The sequence below is a fragment of the Variovorax sp. GW821-FHT09B05 genome, from assembly GCF_059418265.1.
Genome location: NZ_JBWKPN010000021.1, coordinates 113,725 through 136,817 on the forward strand (window position 1 = coordinate 113,725; position 23,093 = coordinate 136,817).

At 72.0% G+C, this 23,093-nt stretch carries 13 protein-coding genes; 8 read left to right on the forward strand and 5 right to left on the reverse strand.

Annotated elements, in window-relative coordinates:
* The first annotated feature begins 119 nt into the window (after nt 1-119).
* The 5 genes from AC07RM_RS36365 to AC07RM_RS36385 all read left to right on the forward strand — a co-directional run bounded on the left by AC07RM_RS36365 (nt 120) and on the right by AC07RM_RS36385 (nt 12,158).
* Entirely contained in the window at nt 120-1,088 is a 969-nt protein-coding gene (locus tag AC07RM_RS36365; RefSeq protein ID WP_208511901.1) for a Bug family tripartite tricarboxylate transporter substrate binding protein, read from the forward strand.
* Nucleotides 1,089-1,205: 117 nt separating this feature from the next.
* Nucleotides 1,206-2,243, forward strand: a complete 1,038-nt coding sequence (locus tag AC07RM_RS36370; protein WP_495337582.1) for a porin — start codon at nt 1,206-1,208, stop codon at nt 2,241-2,243.
* A 182-nt stretch (nt 2,244-2,425) separates the two neighbouring features.
* On the forward strand, nt 2,426-4,525 hold the full coding sequence (locus AC07RM_RS36375; RefSeq protein WP_495337583.1) for a CHAT domain-containing protein: 2,100 nt from the start codon (nt 2,426-2,428) through the stop codon (nt 4,523-4,525).
* Between the two features lie 341 nt (nt 4,526-4,866).
* Nucleotides 4,867-6,582: a ShlB/FhaC/HecB family hemolysin secretion/activation protein gene (locus AC07RM_RS36380; RefSeq protein WP_495337584.1), complete on the forward strand. Its 1,716-nt coding sequence runs from the start codon at nt 4,867-4,869 to the stop codon at nt 6,580-6,582.
* A 2-nt stretch (nt 6,583-6,584) separates the two neighbouring features.
* Complete coding sequence (locus tag AC07RM_RS36385) at nt 6,585-12,158, forward strand: two-partner secretion domain-containing protein (RefSeq protein WP_495337585.1); 5,574 nt, start codon at nt 6,585-6,587, stop codon at nt 12,156-12,158.
* Nucleotides 12,159-12,160: 2 nt separating this feature from the next.
* Here AC07RM_RS36385 and AC07RM_RS36390 read toward each other — a convergent pair whose 3' ends face one another.
* On the reverse strand, nt 12,161-13,018 hold the full coding sequence (locus AC07RM_RS36390; protein ID WP_495337586.1) for a glycosyltransferase family 25 protein: 858 nt from the start codon (nt 13,016-13,018) through the stop codon (nt 12,161-12,163).
* 77 nt (nt 13,019-13,095) lie between these two features.
* On the opposite strand from AC07RM_RS36390, the gene AC07RM_RS36395 reads away from it, so the two are divergent.
* The gene (locus AC07RM_RS36395) at nt 13,096-14,784 is read left to right on the forward strand and encodes a glycosyltransferase family 2 protein (protein ID WP_495337587.1); all 1,689 of its coding nucleotides are present in this window, start codon (nt 13,096-13,098) and stop codon (nt 14,782-14,784) included.
* On the opposite strand, the gene AC07RM_RS36400 is transcribed toward AC07RM_RS36395, so the two are convergent.
* From AC07RM_RS36400 to AC07RM_RS36415, 4 genes are all read right to left on the reverse strand, one after another.
* Nucleotides 14,742-15,539 carry a hypothetical protein gene (locus AC07RM_RS36400; RefSeq protein WP_495337588.1) on the reverse strand — a complete coding sequence of 266 codons (798 nt, stop codon included), beginning with the start codon at nt 15,537-15,539 and terminating at the stop codon, nt 14,742-14,744. The two genes, AC07RM_RS36395 and AC07RM_RS36400, sit on opposite strands and share 43 nt — an antisense overlap.
* Before the next feature lie 22 nt (nt 15,540-15,561).
* On the reverse strand, nt 15,562-17,550 hold the full coding sequence (locus AC07RM_RS36405) for a hybrid sensor histidine kinase/response regulator (RefSeq protein WP_093350789.1): 1,989 nt from the start codon (nt 17,548-17,550) through the stop codon (nt 15,562-15,564).
* Nucleotides 17,547-18,611 (reverse strand): ABC transporter substrate binding protein, encoded by a 1,065-nt coding sequence (locus AC07RM_RS36410; RefSeq protein WP_495337589.1) that lies wholly within the window; start codon nt 18,609-18,611, stop codon nt 17,547-17,549. Before AC07RM_RS36410 ends, AC07RM_RS36405 begins: the two co-directional genes overlap by 4 nt.
* 185 nt (nt 18,612-18,796) lie before the next feature.
* Nucleotides 18,797-20,686, reverse strand: a complete 1,890-nt coding sequence (locus AC07RM_RS36415; RefSeq protein WP_398499025.1) for an ATP-binding response regulator — start codon at nt 20,684-20,686, stop codon at nt 18,797-18,799.
* Nucleotides 20,687-20,845: 159 nt separating this feature from the next.
* Here AC07RM_RS36415 and phnD point away from each other — a divergent pair, with 159 nt between their 5' ends.
* Nucleotides 20,846-22,009, forward strand: coding sequence for a phosphate/phosphite/phosphonate ABC transporter substrate-binding protein (gene phnD / locus AC07RM_RS36420; RefSeq protein ID WP_256222851.1), 1,164 nt, complete (start codon nt 20,846-20,848; stop codon nt 22,007-22,009).
* The gene (locus AC07RM_RS36425) at nt 22,006-23,025 is read left to right on the forward strand and encodes a phosphate/phosphite/phosphonate ABC transporter substrate-binding protein (protein ID WP_398497169.1); all 1,020 of its coding nucleotides are present in this window, start codon (nt 22,006-22,008) and stop codon (nt 23,023-23,025) included. Before phnD ends, AC07RM_RS36425 begins: the two co-directional genes overlap by 4 nt.
* The last annotated feature ends 68 nt before the right edge of the window (nt 23,026-23,093 follow it).

The window sequence follows — 23,093 nt, forward strand, 5'->3', positions numbered from 1 at the left end:
CGGCCGGTGACGGCACGCCGGAGGCGGGACGACAAAAGAAGAAGCGCCAGACAGCAGGCATGCCGGCGGCCGCGCCGCGTGCATTCGATCCATAGAAAAGAGAACGGAGACAAGACACCATGAGAAAGCTCGCAACCCTGTGGGGCGCCGCCCTCGCACTGACGCTGGCCAGCGCCGGCGCGCAGGCGCAGTCCGGCGCCTGGCCCCAGCGCCCGATCCGGATCATCACGCCCACGCCGGCCGGCGTGGGCTCGGACGTGTTCGCGCGCGCCTACGCCGAGCGGCTCGGCCAGATGCTCAAGACACCGGTGGTGGTCGAGAACCGCCCCGGCGCGCTCGCGGCCATCGGCACCGACGCGGTCGCCAAGGCCGCGCCCGACGGCTACACCATCCTGTTCTCGACCAGCAACCCGTTCACCATGACGCCGTTCCTGCTGTCGAAGCTGCCCTACAACCCGCAGACCGACCTGGTGCCGGTCACGCAGGCGCTCAAGGGCGGTTCGTTCATCGTCGCCAATCCCTCGGTGCCCGCGAAGAACCTGGTGGAGCTGGTGGCGCTCGCGAAGAAGGACCCGGGCCGCGTGAGCTTCGCCTCCTACGGCTCGGGCAGCACCGCGCACCTGGGCTTCGAGCTGTTGCAGGACGCCGCGGGCATCGAGCTGCTGCACGTGCCCTACAAGCAGAGCGCCATGCCCGACGTGATCGCGGGCCAGGTGATGCTGGGCTTCGAGCCGCCGATCTCGGCGCTGCCCAACATCCGCGCGGGCCGCGTCAAGCCCATCGCCTACACCGGCAGCCAGCGCAGCGCCGCGCTGCCCGACGTGCCCACGCTGGCCGAGCGCTATCCGGGGCTGGAGGTGTTCACCTGGCTGGGCTTCTGGCTGCCCGCGAAGACGCCGCCCGAGATCGTCGACCGCTTCAACCGCGAGATCCGCGCGGCCACGCAGTCGCCCGAGATGCAGCGGCTGATCGCCGAGGCCGGGCTCGAGCCGATGGGCACCACGCCCGAGGAGACGCGCGCCATCGTGCGGCGCGAGGCCGAGGCGATGGGCAAGCTCATCAAGGCCAAGAACATCCGCATCGACTGAGCGCCGGGGCCGGGCTTCGCCCCGCGCCACCTCGCAACCTTTTCCATTTCGACCGTGCCGCGCCGGCCCGAGGGCCGCAGCGCCGGCTTTCGCTCGCCCATTTTTCGGAAGACACCCATGCGCAACATCCCCTTCGCGTTCCGCGCCGTCCTGGCCGCCCTGTTCCTTTCGTCCCTGCCGCTGCTCTCGCAGGCCCAGTCGAGCGTGCAGGTCTTCGGCACCGTCGACCTCAACTTCACCTACAGCAAGGCCGGCGGCAAGAGCGTGCGCGCCATGGACCAGGGCGGCAACATCTTCCCGAGCCGGCTGGGCTTTCGCGGCAGCGAGGACCTGGGGGGAGGGCTGGTCGCGAGCTTCTGGCTCGAGTCGGCGCTGCTGCCCGACACCGGCGAGTACCAGGGCGTCTACTGGCACCGGCGCTCCACGATGAGCCTGTCGAGCCGCACCTGGGGCGAGCTGCGGCTGGGCCGCGACTACGTGCCCACCTTCTGGAACGTCTCGCAGTTCTCGCCCTTCGGCACGGTGGGCGTGGGCGGCTCGGCCGCGATGGTCGAGGGCTGGCCCATGGGCCTGGGCGGCGCGCGCACGCTGGTGCGGGTCGACAACTCGGTCGGCTACTTCCTGCCGCGCGACCTCGGCGGCTTCTACGGCCAGGCGATGTACGCGATGCCCGAGGGCGCCGAAGGCATGCGCTACGCGGGCGCTCGCCTGGGCTATGCCAACGGCCCGCTCGACATCGCGGCCGCCTACGGCCGCACGCCGGTGGCCAACGGGCAGGTCTACCGCACCGCGACCGTGGGCGGCACCTACGACTTCGGGCCGGTGAAGCTCTATGCCAACTACCACCGCCACCAGACGTACAACGACCGCCAGGTGCACCTGATGGTGGGCGCGAGCATGCCGGTGGGGCCGGGTGTCATCAAGCTGTCGGCCGCGCGTGCCAATCGCAGCGGCCTCGGCCTCGATGCCGACGACGCGACCCAGTTCGCGGTCGGCTACGTGCACTGGCTCAGCAAGCGCACGGCGGTCTACACGGCCTATTCGCGCATCCGCAACCGCGGCAACGCGGCCTACGTGGTGGCCGATTCCTCGCCGGCCGGCTCGCCGGGCATGCCCTCGAGCGGGCTGCAGTTCGGCATCTCGCACAACTTCTGAGACCCTTGCGTGACGCCTCCCATAGTCCATTTGCGCTAGACCGTATTGCGAATAGGCGGGGGTAGGGGCCGTCCCTAGACTTTCCCCACGAGGCCAGAACGGCGCGCACTTCCGCGGCGTCGATGCCCGCCAAGGCGGGCATGCCGGCCGCGCGCGGGGGTCCAATGGCGAGGTTTTCGAGAATGGGATGGGCGCTGGGATGGGCCGGCGTGGTGCTGCTGACGCAGCTGTCGCCGGCGCAGGCGCAGGAAGGCCCGAGCGCCGAGGCCGCGGCCAGCAAGATGGAGCAGGCCCGGCTCGCCGACACCGACACGCTGCTGGCGCTGACCAGCGAAGGCGCGGTGCTCTACGGCCAGGACAACGTCAAGCTCTCGGGCTACCAGTACTGCAGCCAGGCGGTGGCGCTGGCCGAGTCGGGCGAGTTCCGCCAGAGCGTGCGCGCCGCGAGCAAGGCGCTGCACCTGGCCAACACCACCAATGACCCGAACCTGCGCGCGATGGCCAACCGCGACCTGGCCATCGTCTACAGCTATTCGGGCCAGCTCGAGAAGGCCGAGCAGTTCGCCCGCGAGGCGCTCAAGAGCGAGGCGCGCGATCCCAAGCTGGTGGTGGGACCGTCGCAGAAGGTGATCGGCGACGTGCGCACGCGCCGCGGCGACTACGAGGGTGCGATCCTCAGCTACGACGAGGCGCTGGCCAACAGCTCGCCGCGCTATGCGCCGCTGGTGCAGGCCTCGCTGGTCAATGCGCTGATCGAATCGGGCACGCCGCCCAACACGCAGCGCGCGCGCGAGCTGTTCGGCACGCTGCCGCAACCGAAGGACGCACCGCTGGCCGCGCAGCTCGACCGCACGCGCGCCCGGCTGCTGCTGGCCGAGAACAAGCCCGCCGAGGCGCGCGACCTCTATCGCGCGCTGGCCGCGCGCCAGGTCGGCGCCGACAGCGGCTACTACCAGCTCTGGGCCTGGGACGGCGTGGCACGCAGCGAGGTGGCGCTGGGCCAGAAGCAGGCCGCGGCCGAGGCCGTGGGCCGCGCGCTCGAGGGCGTGGACAAGGTGCGCGCGAAGTTCCGCAGCGAAGAATTCAAGATGGGGCTGTTCTCCGATTTGCAGTCGGTGTTCGAGCGCGGCGTGTCCATCTACAGCGACGCGGGCGACAGCGCCCGCGCCTTCGAGGTCAGCGAGCACAGCCGCTCGCGCGCGCTGCTCGACGCGGTGCGCGGGCGCGCCAAGCTCAGCGAGCAGGCCTCGGCCACGGTGGACCTCGCGACGCTGCAGCGCACGCTGGCGCCCGACGAGCGCGTGGTGCAGTTCCATTCGCTGCCCGACCGGCTGATGGTGTGGGTGGTGAGCCCCGCGGGCATCGAGAGCAAGACGATCCCGGTCAAGCGCGAGGAGCTGACCGAGCTGGTCGAGACTTTCCGCAACACCATCGTGCGCGGCCGCCGCACCGCGATCACCAACGCCGACAAGCTCGGCGCCGCGCTGCTCGGCCCGCTGAACCTGCAGGCCGGCCAGCGGCTGGTGATCGTGCCGCACGGCCCGCTGCACTACCTGCCGTTCCAGGCGCTGCGGCTGAACGGCCGCTACGTGATCGAGACGCATCCGGTGGCGGTGGCGCCCTCGATCAGCATCGCGGTGCAGCTCGCGCAGCGCACGCCGCGCGTGAACGCCACGCTCACGGCTTTCGGCAATCCGCGCATCGAGGACAAGTACGACCTGCCGGGTGCCGAGAGCGAGGTCAAGCAGCTCGCGCAGTACTTCCCGAGCAACAGCGTCTACATGGGCGCGGCCGCCACCAAGACGCAGTTCCGCGACGTGGCCGCGCGCTCGCCGCTGATGCACGTGGCGGCGCATGCGGAGGCCGACGAGGTCGATCCGCTGTACTCGCGCATCCTGCTGGCCAACGAGGGCGGCAAGCAGAATTTCCTCGAGGCGCACGAGATCCTCGAGATGCCGATGCAGGGCACGGCCCTGGTGACGCTGTCGGCCTGCGAGTCGGGCCTGGGCCGCATCGCGCAGGGCGACGAGGTGCTGGGTTTCACGCGCTCCTTCCTCTCCGCGGGCAGCTCGAGCCTGATCGCCTCGCTGTGGCCGGTGTCGGATGACGCAACGGCCGTGCTGATGAGCACGCTCTACGGCGAACTCGCGAAGGGCCGCGACCTGCAGAAGGCAATGCAGGCGGGGCAGCTCGCGGTGCTCAAGGATCCCAAGATGTCGCATCCCTTCTTCTGGGCGCCGTTCAATCTGATCGGCAACTGGCGTCTGACCGTTGGGAGTTGAGATGTCTCGTGTTGCTCTCTTGCATTGCTGTTCGGGGCGGGCTCACGCCGACGGGGTACTCCCCTCCGCGAATGTCCCCCGGCCTGCGGCCTCCTCCTTGATTTCGCTGCGGGGAGTACCCCATCGACGTGAGCCTGGACGCGGCCGTAGAACCGGCTGCACAACGACTGCGCCCACGTGCACAGGGCAGTGGGTGCTTCCCGCAGCGAAATTAAGGAGGAGCCCGAAGGGCGGGGGACATTCGCGGAGGGAAGTACCCGCTGTCCTGTGCACGCGCCCCGAACAGATCGCCCCCCCAAAAAACCAGCAACCCGCAAGAAACAAAGCGGTGGAGCCCTGAAATGCGCGCCCTTCAACGCTCTACACCGATAGCCCTCGCCGTCTCCGCCCTGTTCGGCGCCGCCTTGCTCGTGGCCGCCCAGCGTGCCCATGCCACCGAGGCCGAGGAGACCGCCTTGCTGCCCACGCAGGACCCCTGCGGCAGCTGCAACCGACCCATGGCCCAGGCCACCGGCGGTGTCGCGCCGCAGACCTTGCCCGCGCCGTCGCGCAACACCTCCGCCACCGGTGCCTTCAAGCTCAACGACCTGCGCCTCAATGGCGTGAAGGCGCTGAGCAACGAGGAGCTGCAGTCGATCACCACGCCCTATATCGGCCGCGACGTCACGCTGGCCGACCTCGAGGAACTCGCGAAGGCGATCACCGCGCGCTACAAGGAGCGCGGCTACTTCCTCGCGCAGGCCGTGGTGCCCGTGCAGACCGTGCGCGACGGCATCGTCGAGATCAGCGTGATCGAGGGCCGGCTGGGCCGCGTCGACGTGCTGGTGGCGCCCGAGGCACCGATGACCGAAGCGCGCGTGCGCGGCTTCCTCGCGCCGCTGCAGCCGGGCGAGGCCGTCAACGCGCCCGCCTACGAACGCGCCATGCTGCTGCTGTCGGACCAGCCCGGCGTGAAGGTCTCGTCGGCCTTGCAGGAAGGCACGCAGCCCGGCACCACCGATCTGTCGGTCGAGGTCGCGGCCGCGCCGCGCTGGGCCTTCACCGCCGAGGGCGACAACCACGGCACCAAGGAATCGGGCCGCTACCGGCTCGGCGGCACCGTGCGCTGGCTCAGCCCCTTCGGCATCGGCGACAACCTCGATGCGCGCGTCATGGTGTCCGACAGCAATGCGCTGCAGTACGGCCGCATCGCCTACGAGGCGCCGATCGGCACCAGCGGCCTGCGCGCCGGCATGGGCCTGGCGCGCGTGAGCTACGACCTCGGCGGCCAGTTCTCCGACCTCGACGCGCAGGGCCGCGCCGACGTGCTCGATTTTTCGCTCAACTATCCGCTGATCCGCCAGCGCCAGCAGAACCTGTTCCTGCGGCTGACCGCCGACCTCAAGGACCTCAAGGACGAGATCCGCGTCGTCGACTACGACGTGAAGAAGCGCGTGCGCGGCATCGGCCTGGGCTGGGCCTGGGAGCGGCGCGACGACGTCTTCGGCGGCGGCTACTGGGCCAGCACCGGCACCCTGTACCACGGCTCGCTGTCGATCCGCGACCCGCAGACCCTCGCGGCCGACCAGGCCTTCGGCGGCCGCCACACCGAGGGCGGTTTCACCAAGATGAGCTTCCAGCTCTCGCGGCTGCAGTCGATCGTGCCGCGCCATTCGCTCTACCTCGCCATCGGCGGCCAGTGGGCCAGCAAGAACCTCGATGCTTCGGAGAAGCTCGCGCTCGGCGGCGCGCGCGCCGTGCGTGCCTACCCCTCGGGCGAACTGCTGGCCGACCAGGGCGTGATCGGCACCGTCGAATGGCGCTGGTCGGTCAACGAGGAGTTCACGCCCTTCGTGTTCTACGACGCGGCGCGCGGCAAGCTCGCGCGCCATCCCTCGCCCTTCGACGGCGAGAACTCGCACAGCCTGCGCGGTTACGGCATCGGCATGAGCTGGTCGCGCCCCGGCAATTTCTCGATCAATGCGACGCTGGCCTGGCGTGACGGCACACCGCGGGCACAGACCGACGGCGGCGGCCACAACCCGCGGCTGTACGTCCAGGTTCAAAAGGCGTTCTGACCATGAAGCAACGCACGTCTCCTCTTCTTCGCGCCACCGCGCGCCGCCTGCGGCTGCGGCCGGTCGCGTTCTCGCTGCTCTGCGCGGGCGCCGTGCCCGCGATGGCGCAGGTGCTGCCCACGGGCTTCCTGCCCTCGGCGCTGCCGGGCAACATGGTCTCGATGACCCAGGCCGGCAACATCATGAGCATCGTGCAGGGCAGCCAGCGCGGCATCGTCAACTGGACCACGTTCTCGATCGGCGCCAAGAACATCGTCAACATCCAGCAGCCCAACGCCTCGGCGATTTTGCTCAACCGCGTCACCGGCAACGAGCTCTCGACCATCGCGGGCCAGCTCAATGCCAACGGCCGCGTGTTCCTCATCAACCCCAACGGCGTGATGTTCGGCTCCGGTGCCAGCGTCAATGTCGGCGGCCTCGTGGCCTCGACGCTGGGCCTGACCACCAGCGACGCGAACTTCCTCGGTGGCACGACCAACTTCAGCTTCGAGCGGCTGAACGCCAATGCCAAGACGGTGGTGAACGAAGGCGGCATCACGGCCACCGGCGGCCCCGTGGTGCTGATGGGCGCGGGCGTGAGCAACACCGGCACCATCACGGCCGACGGCCAGACCGTGGCGCTGGTCTCGGGCCGCAAGATCACCTTCGACCTCGCGGGCGACGGCCTCACCAACATCGCGATCGCATCCGACTCGATGGCGACCAATGCCTCGGTCGGCAACACGGGCACCGTGCAGGCCGACGGCGGCAAGGTCGTGATGGTGGGCCAGTCGACCACCCTCGGCGAGCTGGTGGTGAACCAGGCCGGCGTGGTGCGCGCGCGTTCGCTCGGCACGAAGAACGGCGAGATCGTGCTCGGCGGCGGCGCCGACAACGAGGTGCGCGTGGGCGGCACGCTCGACGCGACCTCCACCGGCACGGCGGTCGGTGGCCGCATCTCGGTGGCCGCGGGCAATGTGCGCGTGATGGATGGCGCGCTGGTCGACGCGAGCGGCGATGCAGGCGGTGGTTCGGTGCAACTCAAGGCGCTGAGCGGGTTGTCGATCGCATCGGCGCCGCCCGCCGCGCTGCTGGGATCGGGTGCCGTGGTGCGTGCCGATGGCCGCACCGGCAATGCCGCGGGCGGCGAGATCCGCATCGAGCAAGCCAGCTACGCCTCGCTGCCGGGCACCGGCAGCGAGGCGCCGCCGGCCACCCGGCTCGGCCTGCACCTGTCGGGCACGCTGTCGGCCAAGGGAGCGGGCTCGGGCGCGGGCGGCAACATCACCACCAGCGCCGATGCGATCCAGGTCGGCAACGACCTCGCGCTGTCGGCCGCGGGCGGTGCGAACGGTGGCGCCAACGGCAAGTGGACGCTGAATTCCAACAAGCAGATCGTGGTGACGCCCGAGGCGCCGAACTACGACCCCGGCAGCTTTCCCAGCGCCGGCGGCATGGCCTCGAGCCCGATCAGCTCGCAGGCGCTGGGCCGCGCGCTCGGCCAGGGCACCGACGTCACGCTCGCGAGCAACGCAGCCAATGCCGAGGGCGGGCAGGAGCGCTTCGGCGTGCTGTTCGACACCGCGGCCCAGGTGGTCAAGAGCGAGGGCGGCAATGCCTCGCTGCGCGTGGACTCGGCCACCGGCATCGCGATGCTCGACCGTTCGACCCTCCAGTCGACGAGCGGCGCGTTGAACGTGGACTTCAATGTCGATGCCAACGGCACGGTGCCGGGCGCCGGCAACACCCCGATCGTGACCTCCGAAGGCGAGGGTGCCGCCCAGATCCAGATGACGAACGCGCGCATCGAGACCAACGGCGGCAACGTGCGCTTCTACGGGCAGGGCGATGCTGCCAACGGCCGCGCCATCGGCTATGCCTCCGAGTTCGGCGATTCGGGCGTGGGCGCCGGCATCGAGTTGCGCAACAGCCGCATCTCGACCTGCGGCGTCGATGCCGCCAGCTGCGCCCAGGGCGGCGTCATCAACCTGCGCGGCGAGGGCCGCACGCTGTTTTCGAGTTCCACGCTCAACGGCAGCTCGGGCGTGCTGATCTCCAGCTCCGAGCTGATCACCGGCAGCGGCGCCATCACCGTCGACGGCGTCGGCGGGCTGGCCGCCAAGGGCGTGGAGATCGGGCGCGAGGCCGGCAGCGTCCCGGGCCCTCGCAGCCGCATCGCCTCCACCGGCGGGGACATCGTGCTGCGCGGCAGCACGCGCGGATGGATCACCGGCGATGCCGTGGGGCGGCTGCGCTTCAACGTCGCGGGCGCGGGCGTGCAGGCCAACGGCGTCGACATCGCCACCGGCGGCAACGTGCGCGTGGAAGGCCAGGGCGCCGACCTCGGAACGCTGCTGGGCACCGACGAATTCGCCAAGCTCTCGGCCTCGGCCACCATCAATGCCTCGCATGGCGTGCTGATCGGCGATACCGGCATCACGGCCGGCCAGGGCCGGCGCATCGACATCGTCGGCACCGCCGGCAGCGCGGGCGTGACCTACGACTTCAACGGCGTGCCGACCCCGCCGCCGGCCGGCATCGACGAAGGCGTCACGCCCGCGGCGGTGTGGATCCGTGCCAGCGGCGCCGGCCAGGGCCTGCGTGCCGAGGGCGGCCAGATCAACATCGTCGGTGGCAACGGCGACGTGCTGCTGCAGCGCGGCGCCCAGCCCGATGCGCTGCTGAGCACCGCGAGCGGCACCGTGGCCGGCGGCTCCATTGCCGTCACCGGCCGCAACATCTACGGCGGCGGCCTCGCGGGCGCCACCGGCACGCTGGCCGACGCGAGCGGCGCGGGCACCGGCGGCGACATCCGCTTCGAATCGACGGTGAGCGACAAGACCGGCGGCATGCTCGCGCTGGCCTCGGGCATGGGCTTGCTCGCGGACAGCGCCTCGGCCAGCGGCAACGGCGGCAACATCCGGCTGCTCGCGGGCAACGGCCTGCGCGCGCACGGCACGCTGTCGGCGCGCGGCGGCAGCACGGGCGGCAACGGCGGCTTCATCGAGACCTCGGGCACGCAGCTCGACCTGACCGGCATCCGCGTCAACGCGGGCGCGCCGGCCGGCACCGCGGGGCAGTGGCTGATCGATCCCTATGCGGTCTCGATCGTCAATGGCGCGGCGGCCGGCACGCTGCCGACCAATCCCTTCGACGCGGTCGCCACCTCGACCATCCAGGACGGCGACATCAATGCCGCGCTCAACGGCGGCGCGAGCGTGAAGATCACCACCGGCACCGGCGGGCCCGGCGCGGGCAGCATCTCGCTCGCGAACAACGTGCTGATCGACTACACCGCCGCCTTCGGTCCGCTGAGCTTCGAGCTGGCCTCGGGCAACAGCATCCAGGGCGGCCTGGGCACGGTGATCCGTTCGTCGGGCAAGGGCGGTCCGCTCACCGTGCTGTTCAACGCGGGCGTCAATCCCGACGGCACGCCTTCCGGCAGCAACGGCTCGATCAACTACAACGGCACCATCGCCACGCGCGGCGGCAGCGTCACGATGAACGCGCGCGGCGACGGCAGCCCCACCAGCGGCTTCATCCAGATGAATGGCGCCTCGGTGCAGACCGATGGCGGCGCGGTCACGCTCTACAGCGGCCAGCCCGGCGCACCCACCGGCTACGTCACGCTGGTCGACAGCCAGATCGACACCCGCGTGGGCCAGACCGATGCCGGCGCGGGCGGCGCGGTGCAGATCGCCGGCGGCAACGTGACGCTGGCGGGCGCGCAGATCGCGACGTCGACCGGCAACGTCGACATCCGCGGCAGCTCGGCCGACTGGAACAGCGGCGTGGTCATCACCGACGGCCGCACGCCCTCGACCATCTCGACCACCACCGGCAACGTCACGGTGCAGGGCGTGGCGCGGCGCCAGGCCTCGTCGACCTTCGCGGCGGCGCACGGCGTGCTGGTCAACGGCGGCAGCAGCATCACCACCGGCAGCGGCAACATCGCGCTGCGCGGCTACAACTTCAACAACGACACCACGGTGCCCGCGGCCACGCCCGATTCGGGCGTGCGGCTGGAGAACGGCGCGCGCATCGTCACCACCGGCGGCGGCGACATCGAGATCACGGGCCGTTCGCAGAACGGCGGCACCGGCGTCTCGATCGAGGCCGGCGGCTCGCCGAGCCTGCCCGGCACGGCGCCCGTGGTGCAGGGCAGCCGCAACGTGGTGCTGCGCGCGGTCAACGACGGCAGCACCGACGCGATCGTGATCGGCACGCCGGTCAGCGCGGCCAACGCGATCAACCTGCGGCCCGGCGGCATGGACGCCAACTTCGCAGTGTCGGACAGCACCAATGCGCCGATCGTGCTCGGCGGCGCGGGCACCGGCGGCTACTCGGTCTCGAGCGCCGAGTTCGCGCGCCTCAGTGCACCCACCATCGTGGCGGGCAGCGCCACCCATGCGGCCGACATCACGGTGGCCGGCGCCATCGCCACGCCGGGCGCGCTCACCCTGCAGAACGACGCGGGCGGCAACATCGCGGTCAACGGCACGGTCAGCGCCTCGCAGCTGGGCCTGCTGTCCGACGGGCGCATCACGCAGTCGGCCGCGGGCGCGATCACCGCCACCGGGCTGCTCGCGCGCTCGAGCGGCGCGAGCGTGGACCTGCAGAACCCCGCGAACAACGTCGCCACCGTGAGCGGCGGCGCCGAGGGCGGCTTCGCCTACGTCGATGCGAACGCGGTGACCATCGGGACGCTGAGCGTCAACGGCTTCAACGCGGCGACCAACCAGCTCGCGCCCACGGCGACCCCATCGATGTCGGCCGGCACCGTGTTCGTGCGCACGCTCGCGGGCGACCTCACGCTGGGCACCAACGTCAATGCGAGCACCAGCGCCGACCTGGTGGCGGCGGCGCGCTTCCAGAACCCCGGTGCCTTCACCATCGGCGCCGGCACCTGGCGCGTCTGGGCCGACACCTGGATCGGCGAGACGCGCGGCGGCCTCGCGGGCTCGGGCCCGCTGCCCAACCTCTACCACTGCGCCTACCTGGGCCTGTGCACGGTGACGGTGCCGGCCACCGACAACCACTTCATCTACGCGCAGCAGCCGACCGCGATCGTGACCGTGGGCAATGCCGCGCGCCAGGAGGGCGCGCCCAACCCCAGCTTCACCTACAGCGTCAGCGGGCTGATCCTCGGCGACAACGCCTCGAGCTTCAGCGGCACGCCGGGCACCAGCGCGAACACCGCGAGCCCGCCGGGCAACTACCCGATCGATGGCGCCTTCGCCTCGGCGGCCGGCTATGCGGTGCAGGTGGTGCCGGGCAACCTGCGCGTCGATCCGGGACCGCCGCCACCGCCCGCGCCCCCACCGCCGCCGGTGGCGCCGCCACCCCCGCCGCCCTTCGTGTTCTTCGAGCGGCCCGAGCTGCCCTCGGTGGACGTGGTGCGCGACCAGCCCTCGACCTACCTCTACGACCGCAACATCGGCCAGGCGCCGATCTGCGTGGCGACCGGGCCGCTGGACGGCGACCGCGCGGCGCAGGGCGGCGACGTGCTGGCGCGCGAATGGTCGCGCGTGCGTTCGCGGCCGAACCTGCTGAGCTGCGTGAACACCGAGCGGCGCAACGGCTGCGCCGACTTCTAGGGTCAGCGCGTCGGGCGCGCCGTGATGACGAACAGCTGCGCCATCAGGTCGGCCAGCAGCCGCAGCTGCGGGTCGTCGGTCAGCGCCGCGTGGCGGTAGCCGGCCACATGGGCCTCGAGCCCGTCGATCGGACCGGCGAAGAACAGCCGCCGCAGCGCGCCGCCGAGCGCGTCGTTCTCCGCCGCGCGCGGCCGGTCGTCGATGGTGCTGTGCGCATGGCTCTCGAGCCGCGGCGTGGCGAGGAAGGGCGCGAGCACCGCGGCGCGCAGGCGGCCCTCGGCCACCCAGCGGTTCAAGGCCATGTCGAAGGCCTGCGCGGGGCCCTCGGCCAGCGCCTCGCGCAGCAGCGGCGGCAAGGCGCGCAAGCCCTTCGGCGTGGCGAGGTAGGCGACCGCGCCCCAGTTGTAGAGACCGCGCGCATCGAGCACCTCGATGCCGGCGATCGCATCGCGCGGCGCGGCGGGATCGGCGGGCAGCTGCTTCTTCAGCGCCTGCCACAGCGCGAGCAGGCCGGGGGCCGAGGTGTAGGGCAGGCATTCGAGGAACACCAGGTCCCAGTCGGCCAGCTGCGCGAGCGCCTCGGGTCGCAGCAGTGGCGGCAGCGCGCGGCTCAGCAATGCGTCATCCTCGAGCACCATGAAGAAGCCGTCGGGCGGCGCGCCCTCGAGCGCGCGCGCGTGCGAGAGAAAGCAGGCGCGCTCGCCGGCACTGATCGCGGCATCGGGGCCCGGCACTGGCAGCGTGGCCGCGTCGATTGCCTCGAAGCGCGCCACGCCCTCGATGCCGAGCGCGCGCAGCTGCGCTTCCATCGCCGTGCGGCGATCGCCACTGCGTTGCAGATTGATGAAGCAACCGTTCATGATGCGGGGATGAAGCAGGTCCCGCCATTGTCTCCCTTGTCTCGCGCCATCGCGCCGATTTCCGGAGGGCGGACCGCATGATGCTCAGCGTGGTGCTGCCGTTCTATCGCAAGCTCGCCGAGTTCGAACGCGTGGCCGCGCTCAACGCGCCGTACTGGTCGCGCCCCGGCATCGAGGTCGTGATCGCGCTCGACGAACCGGCCGAGGAACAGGGCCTGCTGCAACTGCTCGCGCGCTTCGAGACGGTGTGCTGGCGCGTGGTCGTCAACGACCGGCCACATGGCTGGCGCCCGCCCTGCCGCGCCATCAACGTCGGCGTGCGCCATGCGCGTGGCCGCTTCGTGCTCGTGCATTCGCCCGAGTCGGCCTATGTGGACGACGGGCCCGCGCTGGCGCTGCAGGCCGCGCTGTCGGTCGAGCGCGGCGTGGTGCTGGGCCGCGTGGGCTTCGCGCGCTTCGACGCGATCGACGGACCGCTGGCTCCGCTGTTCGCGCGCCAGGTGCCCGAGGCGCTGTTCCTGCGCACCTTCTATGGCTCGTTGTGCGGCCCGCGCGAGGCCTTCGAGGCGGTCGGCGGCTACGACGAGTCCTTCGCCGGCTGGGGCGGCGACGACGACGATTTCCGCGTGCGGCTCGAGATGGCGGGCTGGCGGCTTTCGGCGTGCGCCGAACTGAAGCTGCTGCACCTGTCGTTCGAGACGCGCGACGGTGCCGAGCAGTTCGATCCCGACAACGACTGGCGCAAGTGCACGCCCGCGCAGGCGCGTGCGAACGGCGAGGACTGGGGGCGCGACTTCGCGCGCATCGCCCGCGACGATCCGGCACCGGCCGATGCCGGGGCCGTGCCCGCGTGGGGGCATTCCGCGCCCGTGTTCGCGATGGGCTCGCGCCGCCAGTGCGAACTCTGCGCGCGCATGCTGCATCACGAGCCGGCGCCGCACTACTTCTGCCCGCGCTGCAGCGCCGAGCCGCCGAAGCCGCTGGCCTCGAGGCTGCGCATCGTCTGCCTGCTGCAGCTGCGCAACGAGGCGCGGCTGCTCGAGGGCTGCCTCGACCACCTGCGCGACCATGTCGACGGCTTCATCGCGCTCGACGACGGCTCGACCGACGACACCGCGCGGATCCTGCGACGCGAGCCCAAGCTGCTCGAACTGCTGTCGAACTCGCCGGGCGGCGACTGGAACGAAACGCGGAACAGGCGCCGGCTGCTCGAATGCGCGCAGCGCCATGGCGCGGGCTGGGTGCTGGTCTGCGATGCCGACGAGCGCTACGAGAGCCTGTTCCTGCGGCACCTCGGCGCCATCGTCGATTCGCTGTCCGACACGCCACTGAGTTGCCTCTCGCTCGCGGTGCGCGAACTCTGGGACGCGCCCGACCGCTTCCGCGACGACGGCCCCTGGGGCGCCAAGTCGCGCGTGTGCCTGTTCCGGCTGCCGCGCGAGATCGCCTTCGACGCGGCGCCCGCGCTGCACGGGCCCTGGTATCCCGATGCGGTCGCGCAGCATGGCCGGATGTTCCGCAGCTACTTCCGGCTCTACCACCTGCGCATGATCCGGCGCGAGGACCGCATCGCGCGGCGCGACCGCTATCGGCAACTCGATCCCGGGCACCGCTGGCAGGCCATCGGTTACGACTACCTGGCCGAGGAAGGGCCGGGACTGCGGCTCGAGAAGATCGCGCCCGATCGCGGCTACGACCTGGAGACCTTGCCGGCCGATCTGCGTCAGGCCGACGGCCCGGCGCTGGCCGCGAGCGAGCGCGCGTAGTCGCCGCGGTAGGTGCGCGTGCCGGTGTGCGTGAGGCGCGAGCGCGTGTCGACGAAGACCTGGCCGCCGATCGATTGCCAGCGGCGGCAGAAGGCGAAGTCCTCGCTGAGGTAGCGGCCGTTGCCGGGCTCGGCCCAGACATCGAAGAAGCGGTGGTGCGGCCAGGCCGCGGCCGTCTCGTCCTCCATGCGGTCGGGCGTGTAGCGCAGCTCGGGCAGGGCCTGCGCGAGCCGTTCGAACACAGAGCGCTCGATCAGCATGAAGCCGGTGGGCGCATCGAGCACCTCGACGAAGCCGTCGGCATCGATGCGGCCGGCGACCTCGGGCCCCGTGAGGTTGACCGGGAACACCGCGTGCCGCGCCTCGAAGTCCTCGCGCGTGCTGCCCGCGGGCAGCGGCTGCGCGAGGCCGGCGCGCGGCCAGCCGTCGTTCTTCTGCGGATAGGCGCCGGCCACCACCGCGCGGCCGGCCAGCAGCAGGCGCAGCGCGGCCTCGGGCTCGAAGCCGATGTCGGCATCGATCCAGAACAGGTGGGTCCAGCGGCTGTCGGCCATGAACTCGGCCACCAGCCGGTTGCGCGCGCGCGGGATCAGGCTGTCGCCGTCGAGGAAGCGCGTCTGCATCGGGAAGCCGTGGCGCCACGCGAGGTTGACCAGCCCGAGCAGGCTGCGCACGTAGTCGCTGGTCATCGCGCCGCTGTAGCTGGGCGTGGCGATGAAGGGGCGGATGTCTTTCAGGGCGTCGATGGGCAGCATCGTGGTGGAGCAATGGGCGTGTTCATGCGGGCTGCGCATGCCGCCGCGTCGACAGCAGCGCCCGAAGCTTCGCCGGTGCCACCGGCTTCGTCAACAGCGTCGCGCCGCTGTGGCGCAGCCGTTGCAGCGCATCGGGCCCGGTGGCGCCCGAGACCAGCACCGCGAGCGCCTCGGGCTGCAGCCGCTTGGCGGCGTCGATCACGTCCATGCCGTCGGTGTCGCCGGGCAGCTGCAGGTCGCACAGCACGGCGTCGTAGGGAATGTCGCCGGTGCCCAGCCGCGCGATCGCCTCGGCGCCGGTGGCCACGCATTCGACCTGGCAGCCCCACTGCTCGAGCAGCGCGCGGCTGCCGTCGAGGATCGCCGGGTCGTCGTCCACCACCAGGCAGCGCAGGCCCGCGAGCGGCGCGGGCGCGGGCGGTGCCGGCTGCGGCGGCGCGATGTCGGCGGCATTGGCCGCGGGCAGGGTCAGTGCGAAGGTGCTGCCGGCGCCGAGCGCCGAGCGCAGCGCGATGCGCGTGCCCAGCAGGGTGGCGATGCGCGCGCAGATCGCGAGGCCGAGGCCGAAGCCGCGGCGGCGGTCGCGCTCGGTGTTCGCCACCTGGTAGAACTCCTCGAAGATGCGCTGCTGGTGGATCGGCGCGATGCCCACGCCGTCGTCGCGCACCTCGATGCGCACGCCGCGCCCGCCGTCGGGGCCGTTGCGCGCGCGGCGCGCGGCCACCAGCACGGTGCCGCCCGCGGGCGCATGGCGCAGCGCATTGGTCACGAGGTTGCCGACGATGCGCTTGAGCAGCGCCGCGTCGCTGCGCACCGCGAGGCCGCGGTCGCTCCAGCGCAGCCGCACGCGCAGCTCGGTGGCGGTGGCCGCATGCTGGGCGTCGAGCTGGTCGAACAGCGCGGCCAGCGAGACCTTGGCGATGGCCGGCGTGAGCACCTGCGCATCGAGCCGCGAGATCTCGAGCAGGTCGTCGAGCAGCACGCCCATGAACTCGGTGCTCTCCTGCAGCCGCAGCACGGCCGGGCGCTGCGCCTCGCTCGCGCCGGGCAGCAGGCCGTCGATGAACAGGCCCATGGCATGTAGCGGCTGGCGCAGGTCGTGGCTGGCCGCGGCCAGGAAGCGCGCGCGCGACAGCGCGGCCTGCTCGGCCTCGGCCATGCGCTGCAGCGCGACCGCGGTGGCCTCGCGCACGCGCTCCTCGCTGACCTGGCGGTTGTGCTGCAGCCGCTCGGCCAGGCGGTCGATGTCGTGCGCCAGCATGGCCAGCTCGTGCGTGCCGCGCGAGCCGCCCTCGACCACGCCGCAGCGCATCTCGAAATGGCCGGCCTCGAGCGCCGCCACGGTGCGCGACACGCGGCGCAGCGGCCGCGCCACCGTGCGCGCCATGTGGCGCACCGAGGCCCAGGCCGCGAGCAGCGCCACCATCGCGATGCCGATGCCCGCGAGCAGCGAGCGCGTGCGTTCGCGCGAATAGGCGGTGGTGTCGCGGAAGGTCTGGACCAGGCCGACCGGCGTCTCGCCCGCGGCGGTCGAGCCCGCGGGCGCGAAGGCGCTGGCGCGCGAGGCCTCGCGCAGCGTGACCGGCGCGGTGAACATGCGCAGCTGCGCGAGCGAGCCGGCCTTGGGCCCGGCCGTCACGTAGACGCCGGCGCTGTTGCTGATCTCCACGCGCATCACCTGGCCGCCGCGCAGCGCGGCATTGGCCACGTTCTGCAGCGCGGGCAGGTCGCCGGCATAGAGGCTCAGGTCGGACATCGCCGCCACCTGGCGCGCCACCGCCTGGCCCTCGGCGTCGAAGGCGGCCTCCAGCGTCTGCAGCCGGTTGTGCGTGAACCAGGCGGTGAGCGCGAGCGCCACCGCCACGCAGGGCACCACGCCGAGGCGGAACAGGTCGCGCTGCAGGTTGCCGCGCACCACCAGCGCGCCGGCGGCCAGGCCCGGCGTGGGTGCTTCGGCCGGCGCCGTGGCCGGGCTGGGGTCCGCGCCCTCGGGCGGCCGGGTGGCGCTCATCGCGTGACGGTGAGGCGCTCCGTCAGTTCGCGTTCCTCGGGCAGCCGCAGCCCGAGCCCGCGCGCGACGGTGGGGTTGATGCGCACGGTGGCGGGCGTCGCGGCCTCCACCAGCGGATTGCCGCCGCCGCCCGCGCTGCCGCTGCTCGCGACCTTCTGCGCCAGCAGCCGCGCCTGCTGCGCGAGCTGCGTGGGCGTGGAGACCGCGGCCGCGAGGCCGCCCGAACGCACCAGGCCTTCGCTGGCGCCGAACACCGGCAGGCCGGCGCCGGCACCGGCGCGCAGCACCGACAGCGTGGCGGCCTGGTTGTCGCCGATCAGGTCGGGCAGCACCATCAGCGCATCGCTGCGCGGCACCACGGCACGCAGCGCGGTGGCGAGCGAGCGCGCGTCCGGCGCGTATTCCACCTGCAGGTCCCAGCCGCCGCCGGGCTGGGCCTGCGCGGCGCGCTGCAGGTCGCGCACCAGCGGTTCGGATTCGGGCGTGGCGACCACGCCGATGCGGTGGCGCTGCGCCGGCAGCACCGCGCCCACCAGCGCGAGCTGGTCGGCCATGGCCGGGTCGCGCAGCAGCACGCCGACGCGGCGGTCGGCGCGGCGCAGCGCGGGGCTGGTGCGCAGGCCTTCGTAGTCGAGCCGGCTCAGCATCGCGAGCACCAGCGGTTCCTGGCCCGGGCGCTCGATGGCGGCGCGCGCGGCCACCGCGCCCACCGCCATGGTCAGCGAGCCGCCCTCGGCGCTCGAGATCGAGGACCGCATGCTGCGCGTGCGCACGCCGACGTTGACGTCGCCGGGCTCGACCGCCGCTGTGTCGGGCACGCCGGACGAACCGGGCGCGAGCCGCACCAGCTCGAAGCGGCTCGCGGGGTCCAGCCCCTGGCGCAGCTGCTGCACGAACTCGGCATGCGCGGCGAGGTCGTCGCCCATCAGCACCGTGAAGCCGGCGGCCGGGCACAGCGCGGCGCCCAGCAGCGCGGCGCAGGCCAGCCACGCGCGGGCGGCACCGCGCAGCAACCGGGTCGTGCAGTGGATCGGGGGAGAGGTTTTCGCGGCGACGGACATGAAGGCTTCTGCCACAAGGGGCGATGGCTCAATGTACGGAAGGGCCCTGCTTCGCGCGATAAGGCGGAGGGCTTATGCCCGCGGCGCGCACCCTGCGGGGCTGTGAGGAAGTTCACGTGCCGACGGCCGCTTGGCCTATCTCCGATGGCGTATCGCCACCGAAGACCGTTGCCAGGAACGCCTTCTCAGGCCTGCACGGCCTGCATCGCGGCCGTGCGCTGCGCCAGGATCGCCTGGCGCAGCACGCGCGGCGACACCGGCTTGTAGAGCACGGTGATGCCCGCGCTCTGCACCTCGCGCAGGCGATCGGGCTTGGTCTCGCCGGTGACCAGCAGGCGCGCGGTGCCGGTGCCGATGCCGCGCGGATGACGCTCGAGCGCGGCGATCACGTCGAGGCCGTTGTCGCCGCCCTGCAGCAGCAGGTCGCTGACCACCACGTCGGGCGGCACGGGCCAGGTGTCGGCCATGGCGAGCGCCTCGGCACGGGTCTGCGCGGCCAGCACCGAGGCGCCCCAGTTCGACAGCACCACGGTCAGGCCTTCGAGGATGGTGCGCTCGTCGTCGATCACCAGGATGCGCAGGCCCTCGAGGCAGCGCTCGTCGTTCTCGGGCACGTGCGGCGCGGTCACGGCCGGCGCGGGCAGCGCGGCCGGCGCCGAGCGCACCAGCACCCGCACGCAGGTGCCCTTGTTGAGGCGCGAGCTCAGCTCCACGCGCGTGTTGAGCAGCTCGGCCAGCCGCTGCACCGTGGCCAGGCCCAGGCCCATGCCGCGCGTGCCGCGCGAGGCCTGGCGGCCCGAGGGCTCGACCTGGTAGAACTCCTCGAACACCCGCGCCTGGTGCTGCTGCGCGATGCCCACGCCGGTGTCGACCACGTCGATGCGCACGCCGCGGCCGCGCTTGCGCGCACCGATCAGCACGCCGCCCTCGAGCGTGTGGCGCAGCGAGTTCGACACCAGGTTGTTGAGGATGCGCGACAGCATCACGTAGTCGCAGCGCACCCACAGGTCGGTCTTGCGCGCCACCAGCCGCAGCCCCTGCTGCTCGGCCACCGGGCGGAAGTTGCGGCTGATCTCGTCGAACAGCCGGTCGAGCGGGAAGTCGACCCACTGCGGCTGCAGCACGCCGGCGTCGAGCTGCGAGAGGTTCAGCAGCTCGGAGAACAGCCGGTCGAGCGAGTCCACGCATTCGCGGATGTGGCCGATGCGCTGCAGCCGTAGCGGATCGGTCTCGCCGTTGGCCAGGCCGTCGGAAAACAGCGTGAGCGCATGCAGCGGCTGGCGCAGGTCGTGGCTGGCGGCGGCGAGCAGGCGGGTCTTGGCCTGGCTCGCGACCTCGAGCTGCTGGTTCTTGCGCGCCAGCTCGGCCGTGGCCTCGGTGATGCGGCTCTGCAGCAGCCGGTGGCTCTCGGCCAGTGCGCGCGCGGCCTCGTTGAAGCCGCGCTGCAGGTGCTGCACTTCGGAGGTGCCCTCGATCGTCACGCTCGCGGCCTCGCCGGCGCCGAGCCGGTCGACCGCCTTGCCGAGCGCGCGGATCGGCTCGCTGATGCGGCGCGCCGCCCACCAGCCGGCCAGGCCCACGCCGACCAGGCTGGCGCCGAGCACCAGCACCACGTTGAGCCAGACCGAGCGGCGCGCGTTCTGCACCGCGCCGAGGCTGATCTCGACCATCACCTTGCCGCTGGTGCGGCCGTCGTCGCCCACGATCGGCACCACCACCTGCAGGCCCTCGCCGCGCGCGCGGTCCATGGTCTCGGAGTTGGCCACGATCTCGCCGTCGTCCGACCAGATCTGCACCTGCTGCACGTGCGGCTGGTAGGTGCCCGACTGCGCGGTGCGCTGCAGCGCGCGCCGGTCCATGCGCACGATCGGCGCCTGCGCCACCGTGGCCACCTGCAGCGCCACCGTCTGCGCATTGGCGCGCATCAGCTCGGTGAGGTTGTCCAGGTGCTGGCGCGTGAGCACCGTGATCGCCACCAGCGTCGCCGCCATGGCCGGCAGCATCGCCAGCAGGATCAGCTGCTGCGCGAAGGTGAGCCGCGCCAGGCCGCGGACGACGGCGAAGTTCCAGTTCATGGACGCGGGAAATGCATGGCGGCCGAGCCTACGGAGGCCTTGCAGGGCAGGGAAGACGGGAAAAACATCACGAAAACTGCTTCTGGTTGATATCTAATGGCGTCCGCTTCGCCATGTTAGACCGGCCGGTTCGTCACGGCCTCTCTCGTCCGTCCAAATATGCCGGCTTTCCTGCGCTGTTCCCAAGGCCTCTCCGAGCCCACCGGTATCCGTCGGCCTCGCTGGTCGCGCTGGCTGGCGGCGGCGCTGCTGGGTGCCTCGCTGCCGTTCGCGGCGCTGGCGCAGACCCCGGCCCCGCCTTCGCTGCCCTCGCTCTCGACCATTCCCCCCTCGACCCAGTCCACGCCGGCCCAGACCGTCAAGGGCGGCTTCACGGCCGCCGGCGGCCATGGCGCCGAGGCCGCGCCGATGCGCTTCGGCATCCTGCCGCTGGGCGGCGCCTTCGAATCGCGCAGCGACTGGGATCCGCTTTTGGCCGAGCTCAGCCGCGCGCTCGGCCGGCCGGTGGCGGTGCTCTCGGTCAATTCGTACGAGGCGCTCGAGCAGGCGATCCAGCGCGACGACGTCGACATGGCCTTCCTGTCGGGCAAGATGGCGCTCGACGCCGTGAGCCAGCGCCGCATGAAGGTGGTGGCGCAGGTGGTGCGGCACGACGGCCTGCCCGGCTACCGCGCGCTGCTGCTGGCGCGCAAGGCGCCGCCGTTCAACACGCTGGCGGGCCTCTTGGCCGACCCCGAGCGCTGGCGCCTCGCGCGCGGCGAGAAGCAGTCGGTGTCGGGCTTCATCGTGCCGCAGCTGCAATTCTTCCTGCCCAACCACATCGCCATGGAGACCCGCTTCGCGAGCGAGGTGGTGGGCACGCACCAGGTCACGGCGCTGGCCGTGGCCAACAACGAGGCCGACGTCGCCACCAACAACACGGCCGACTTCGAGCGCTTCAAGCTGCGCTTCCCGGCCGAGGCCGGCCGGCTGCAGGTGCTGTGGGAGTCGGAGCTGATCCCGCATGCGCAGATCGTGATGCGGCGCGACTATCCACCCGAGCTGCGCCAGCGCGTGCAGGCCTTCCTCGTGGCCTACGGTCGCGCCAAGGGGCCGCGCGGCGATGCCGAGCGCGTGGTGCTGAAGTCGCTGCACGACCTCGCGGGCTTCGTGCCGGCCGACAACAGCTCGCTGCTGCCCGCGGCCAAGCTGGCCTACCAGCTCGCGACCCAGAACGCCAAGACCGCGCAATGGGTCAACGACGCCGCGCGCCAGGCCCGCCTGCAGCGGCTGGACAGCGGCTATGCCGAGCAGGTCGGCGTGCTGAAGGACGTCTCGCCTTGATCGCCTGGCTGCGTGCCGCGTGGCTGGCGGTGCTGGCCGTGGCGGCCTGCGCCGCGGTGCCGGCCGCGCAGGCCACGCAGCCGGAGCCCGTCAAGGCGATCCGCTTCGGCGTGCTGCCGCTGGGCGGCGCGGTCGAGTCGCGCGCGCTGTGGACGCCGCTGCTGGCCGACCTCGGCCGTTCCATCGGCGTGCCGGTGAGCGCCTACTCGGTGTCCTCGTACGAGGAGCTCGACCGCGCCATCGGCCGCGACGAGATCGACATGGCCTTCCTGTCGGCCAAGATGGCGCTCGATGCCGTGACCCAGGGCCGCATGAAGGTGATCGCGCAGATCGCGCGCCGTCCCGGCATGCCCGAGCACCGCGCCGTGCTGCTGATGCGCAAGGCGCCGCCCTTCAACAGCCTCGAGGCGCTGCTCGCCAAACCCGAGTCATGGCGGCTCGCGCGCGGCGACAGCCGCTCGGTGACCGGCTTCCAGGTGCCGCAGAGCGAGCTGTTCCTGCCCCACCACATCGCGATGGAGACGCGCTTTCGCAGCGAGATCGTCGACACCCACCAGGCCACCGCGCTGGCCGTGGCCAATGGCGATGCCGACGTCGCCACCAACAACAGCACCGACTTCGAGCGCTTCCGCGAGCAGTTCCCGGTCGAGGCCGAGCGGCTGCAGGTGGTGTGGGAATCGCAGCCGCCGCCGGGCGCGCCGATGGTGGTGCGGCGCGGCTGGCCGCCCGAGTTCCAGGCCCGGCTGCAGTCCTTCCTGACCAACTACGGCCAGGGCAAGGGGCCGCGCGCCGATGCCGAGCGCGAGGTGCTCAAGACCTTGCGCGCCGGCTTCGGCTATGCGGCGGCCGACGACAGCGCGCTGCTGCCGCAGGCCCGGCTCGACCGCCAGCTCGGCCGCCAGCGCGCGATGGCCGCGCAGTGGGTCAACGATGCCGCGCGCGAGCAGCGGCTGCAGCGCATCGAGAAGGTCTACGCCGACCAGGTGCGCATGCTCGGCGGCACGCCCGCGCGCTGACGCGCTTGGGCCGCGCGTCCGTTCCGCGGCGCCATCCCCAACGCTTTCGGGCCCGCATCGGGCCCGCG

What these genes read in the sequence shown, in the direction of transcription:
- phnD (WP_256222851.1), top strand. Translation starts at nt 20,846, where the DNA reads ATGCCGGCTTTCCTGCGCTGTTCCCAAGGCCTCTCCGAGCCCACCGGT.
- AC07RM_RS36400 (WP_495337588.1), bottom strand. Translation starts at nt 15,539, where the DNA reads ATGCTGCCCATCGACGCCCTGAAAGACATCCGCCCCTTCATCGCCACG.
- AC07RM_RS36385 (WP_495337585.1), top strand. Translation starts at nt 6,585, where the DNA reads ATGAAGCAACGCACGTCTCCTCTTCTTCGCGCCACCGCGCGCCGCCTG.
- AC07RM_RS36395 (WP_495337587.1), top strand. Translation starts at nt 13,096, where the DNA reads ATGATGCTCAGCGTGGTGCTGCCGTTCTATCGCAAGCTCGCCGAGTTC.
- AC07RM_RS36415 (WP_398499025.1), bottom strand. Translation starts at nt 20,686, where the DNA reads ATGAACTGGAACTTCGCCGTCGTCCGCGGCCTGGCGCGGCTCACCTTC.
- AC07RM_RS36390 (WP_495337586.1), bottom strand. Translation starts at nt 13,018, where the DNA reads ATGAACGGTTGCTTCATCAATCTGCAACGCAGTGGCGATCGCCGCACG.
- AC07RM_RS36410 (WP_495337589.1), bottom strand. Translation starts at nt 18,611, where the DNA reads ATGTCCGTCGCCGCGAAAACCTCTCCCCCGATCCACTGCACGACCCGG.
- AC07RM_RS36370 (WP_495337582.1), top strand. Translation starts at nt 1,206, where the DNA reads ATGCGCAACATCCCCTTCGCGTTCCGCGCCGTCCTGGCCGCCCTGTTC.
- AC07RM_RS36405 (WP_093350789.1), bottom strand. Translation starts at nt 17,550, where the DNA reads ATGAGCGCCACCCGGCCGCCCGAGGGCGCGGACCCCAGCCCGGCCACG.
- AC07RM_RS36375 (WP_495337583.1), top strand. Translation starts at nt 2,426, where the DNA reads ATGGGATGGGCGCTGGGATGGGCCGGCGTGGTGCTGCTGACGCAGCTG.
- AC07RM_RS36380 (WP_495337584.1), top strand. Translation starts at nt 4,867, where the DNA reads ATGCGCGCCCTTCAACGCTCTACACCGATAGCCCTCGCCGTCTCCGCC.
- AC07RM_RS36365 (WP_208511901.1), top strand. Translation starts at nt 120, where the DNA reads ATGAGAAAGCTCGCAACCCTGTGGGGCGCCGCCCTCGCACTGACGCTG.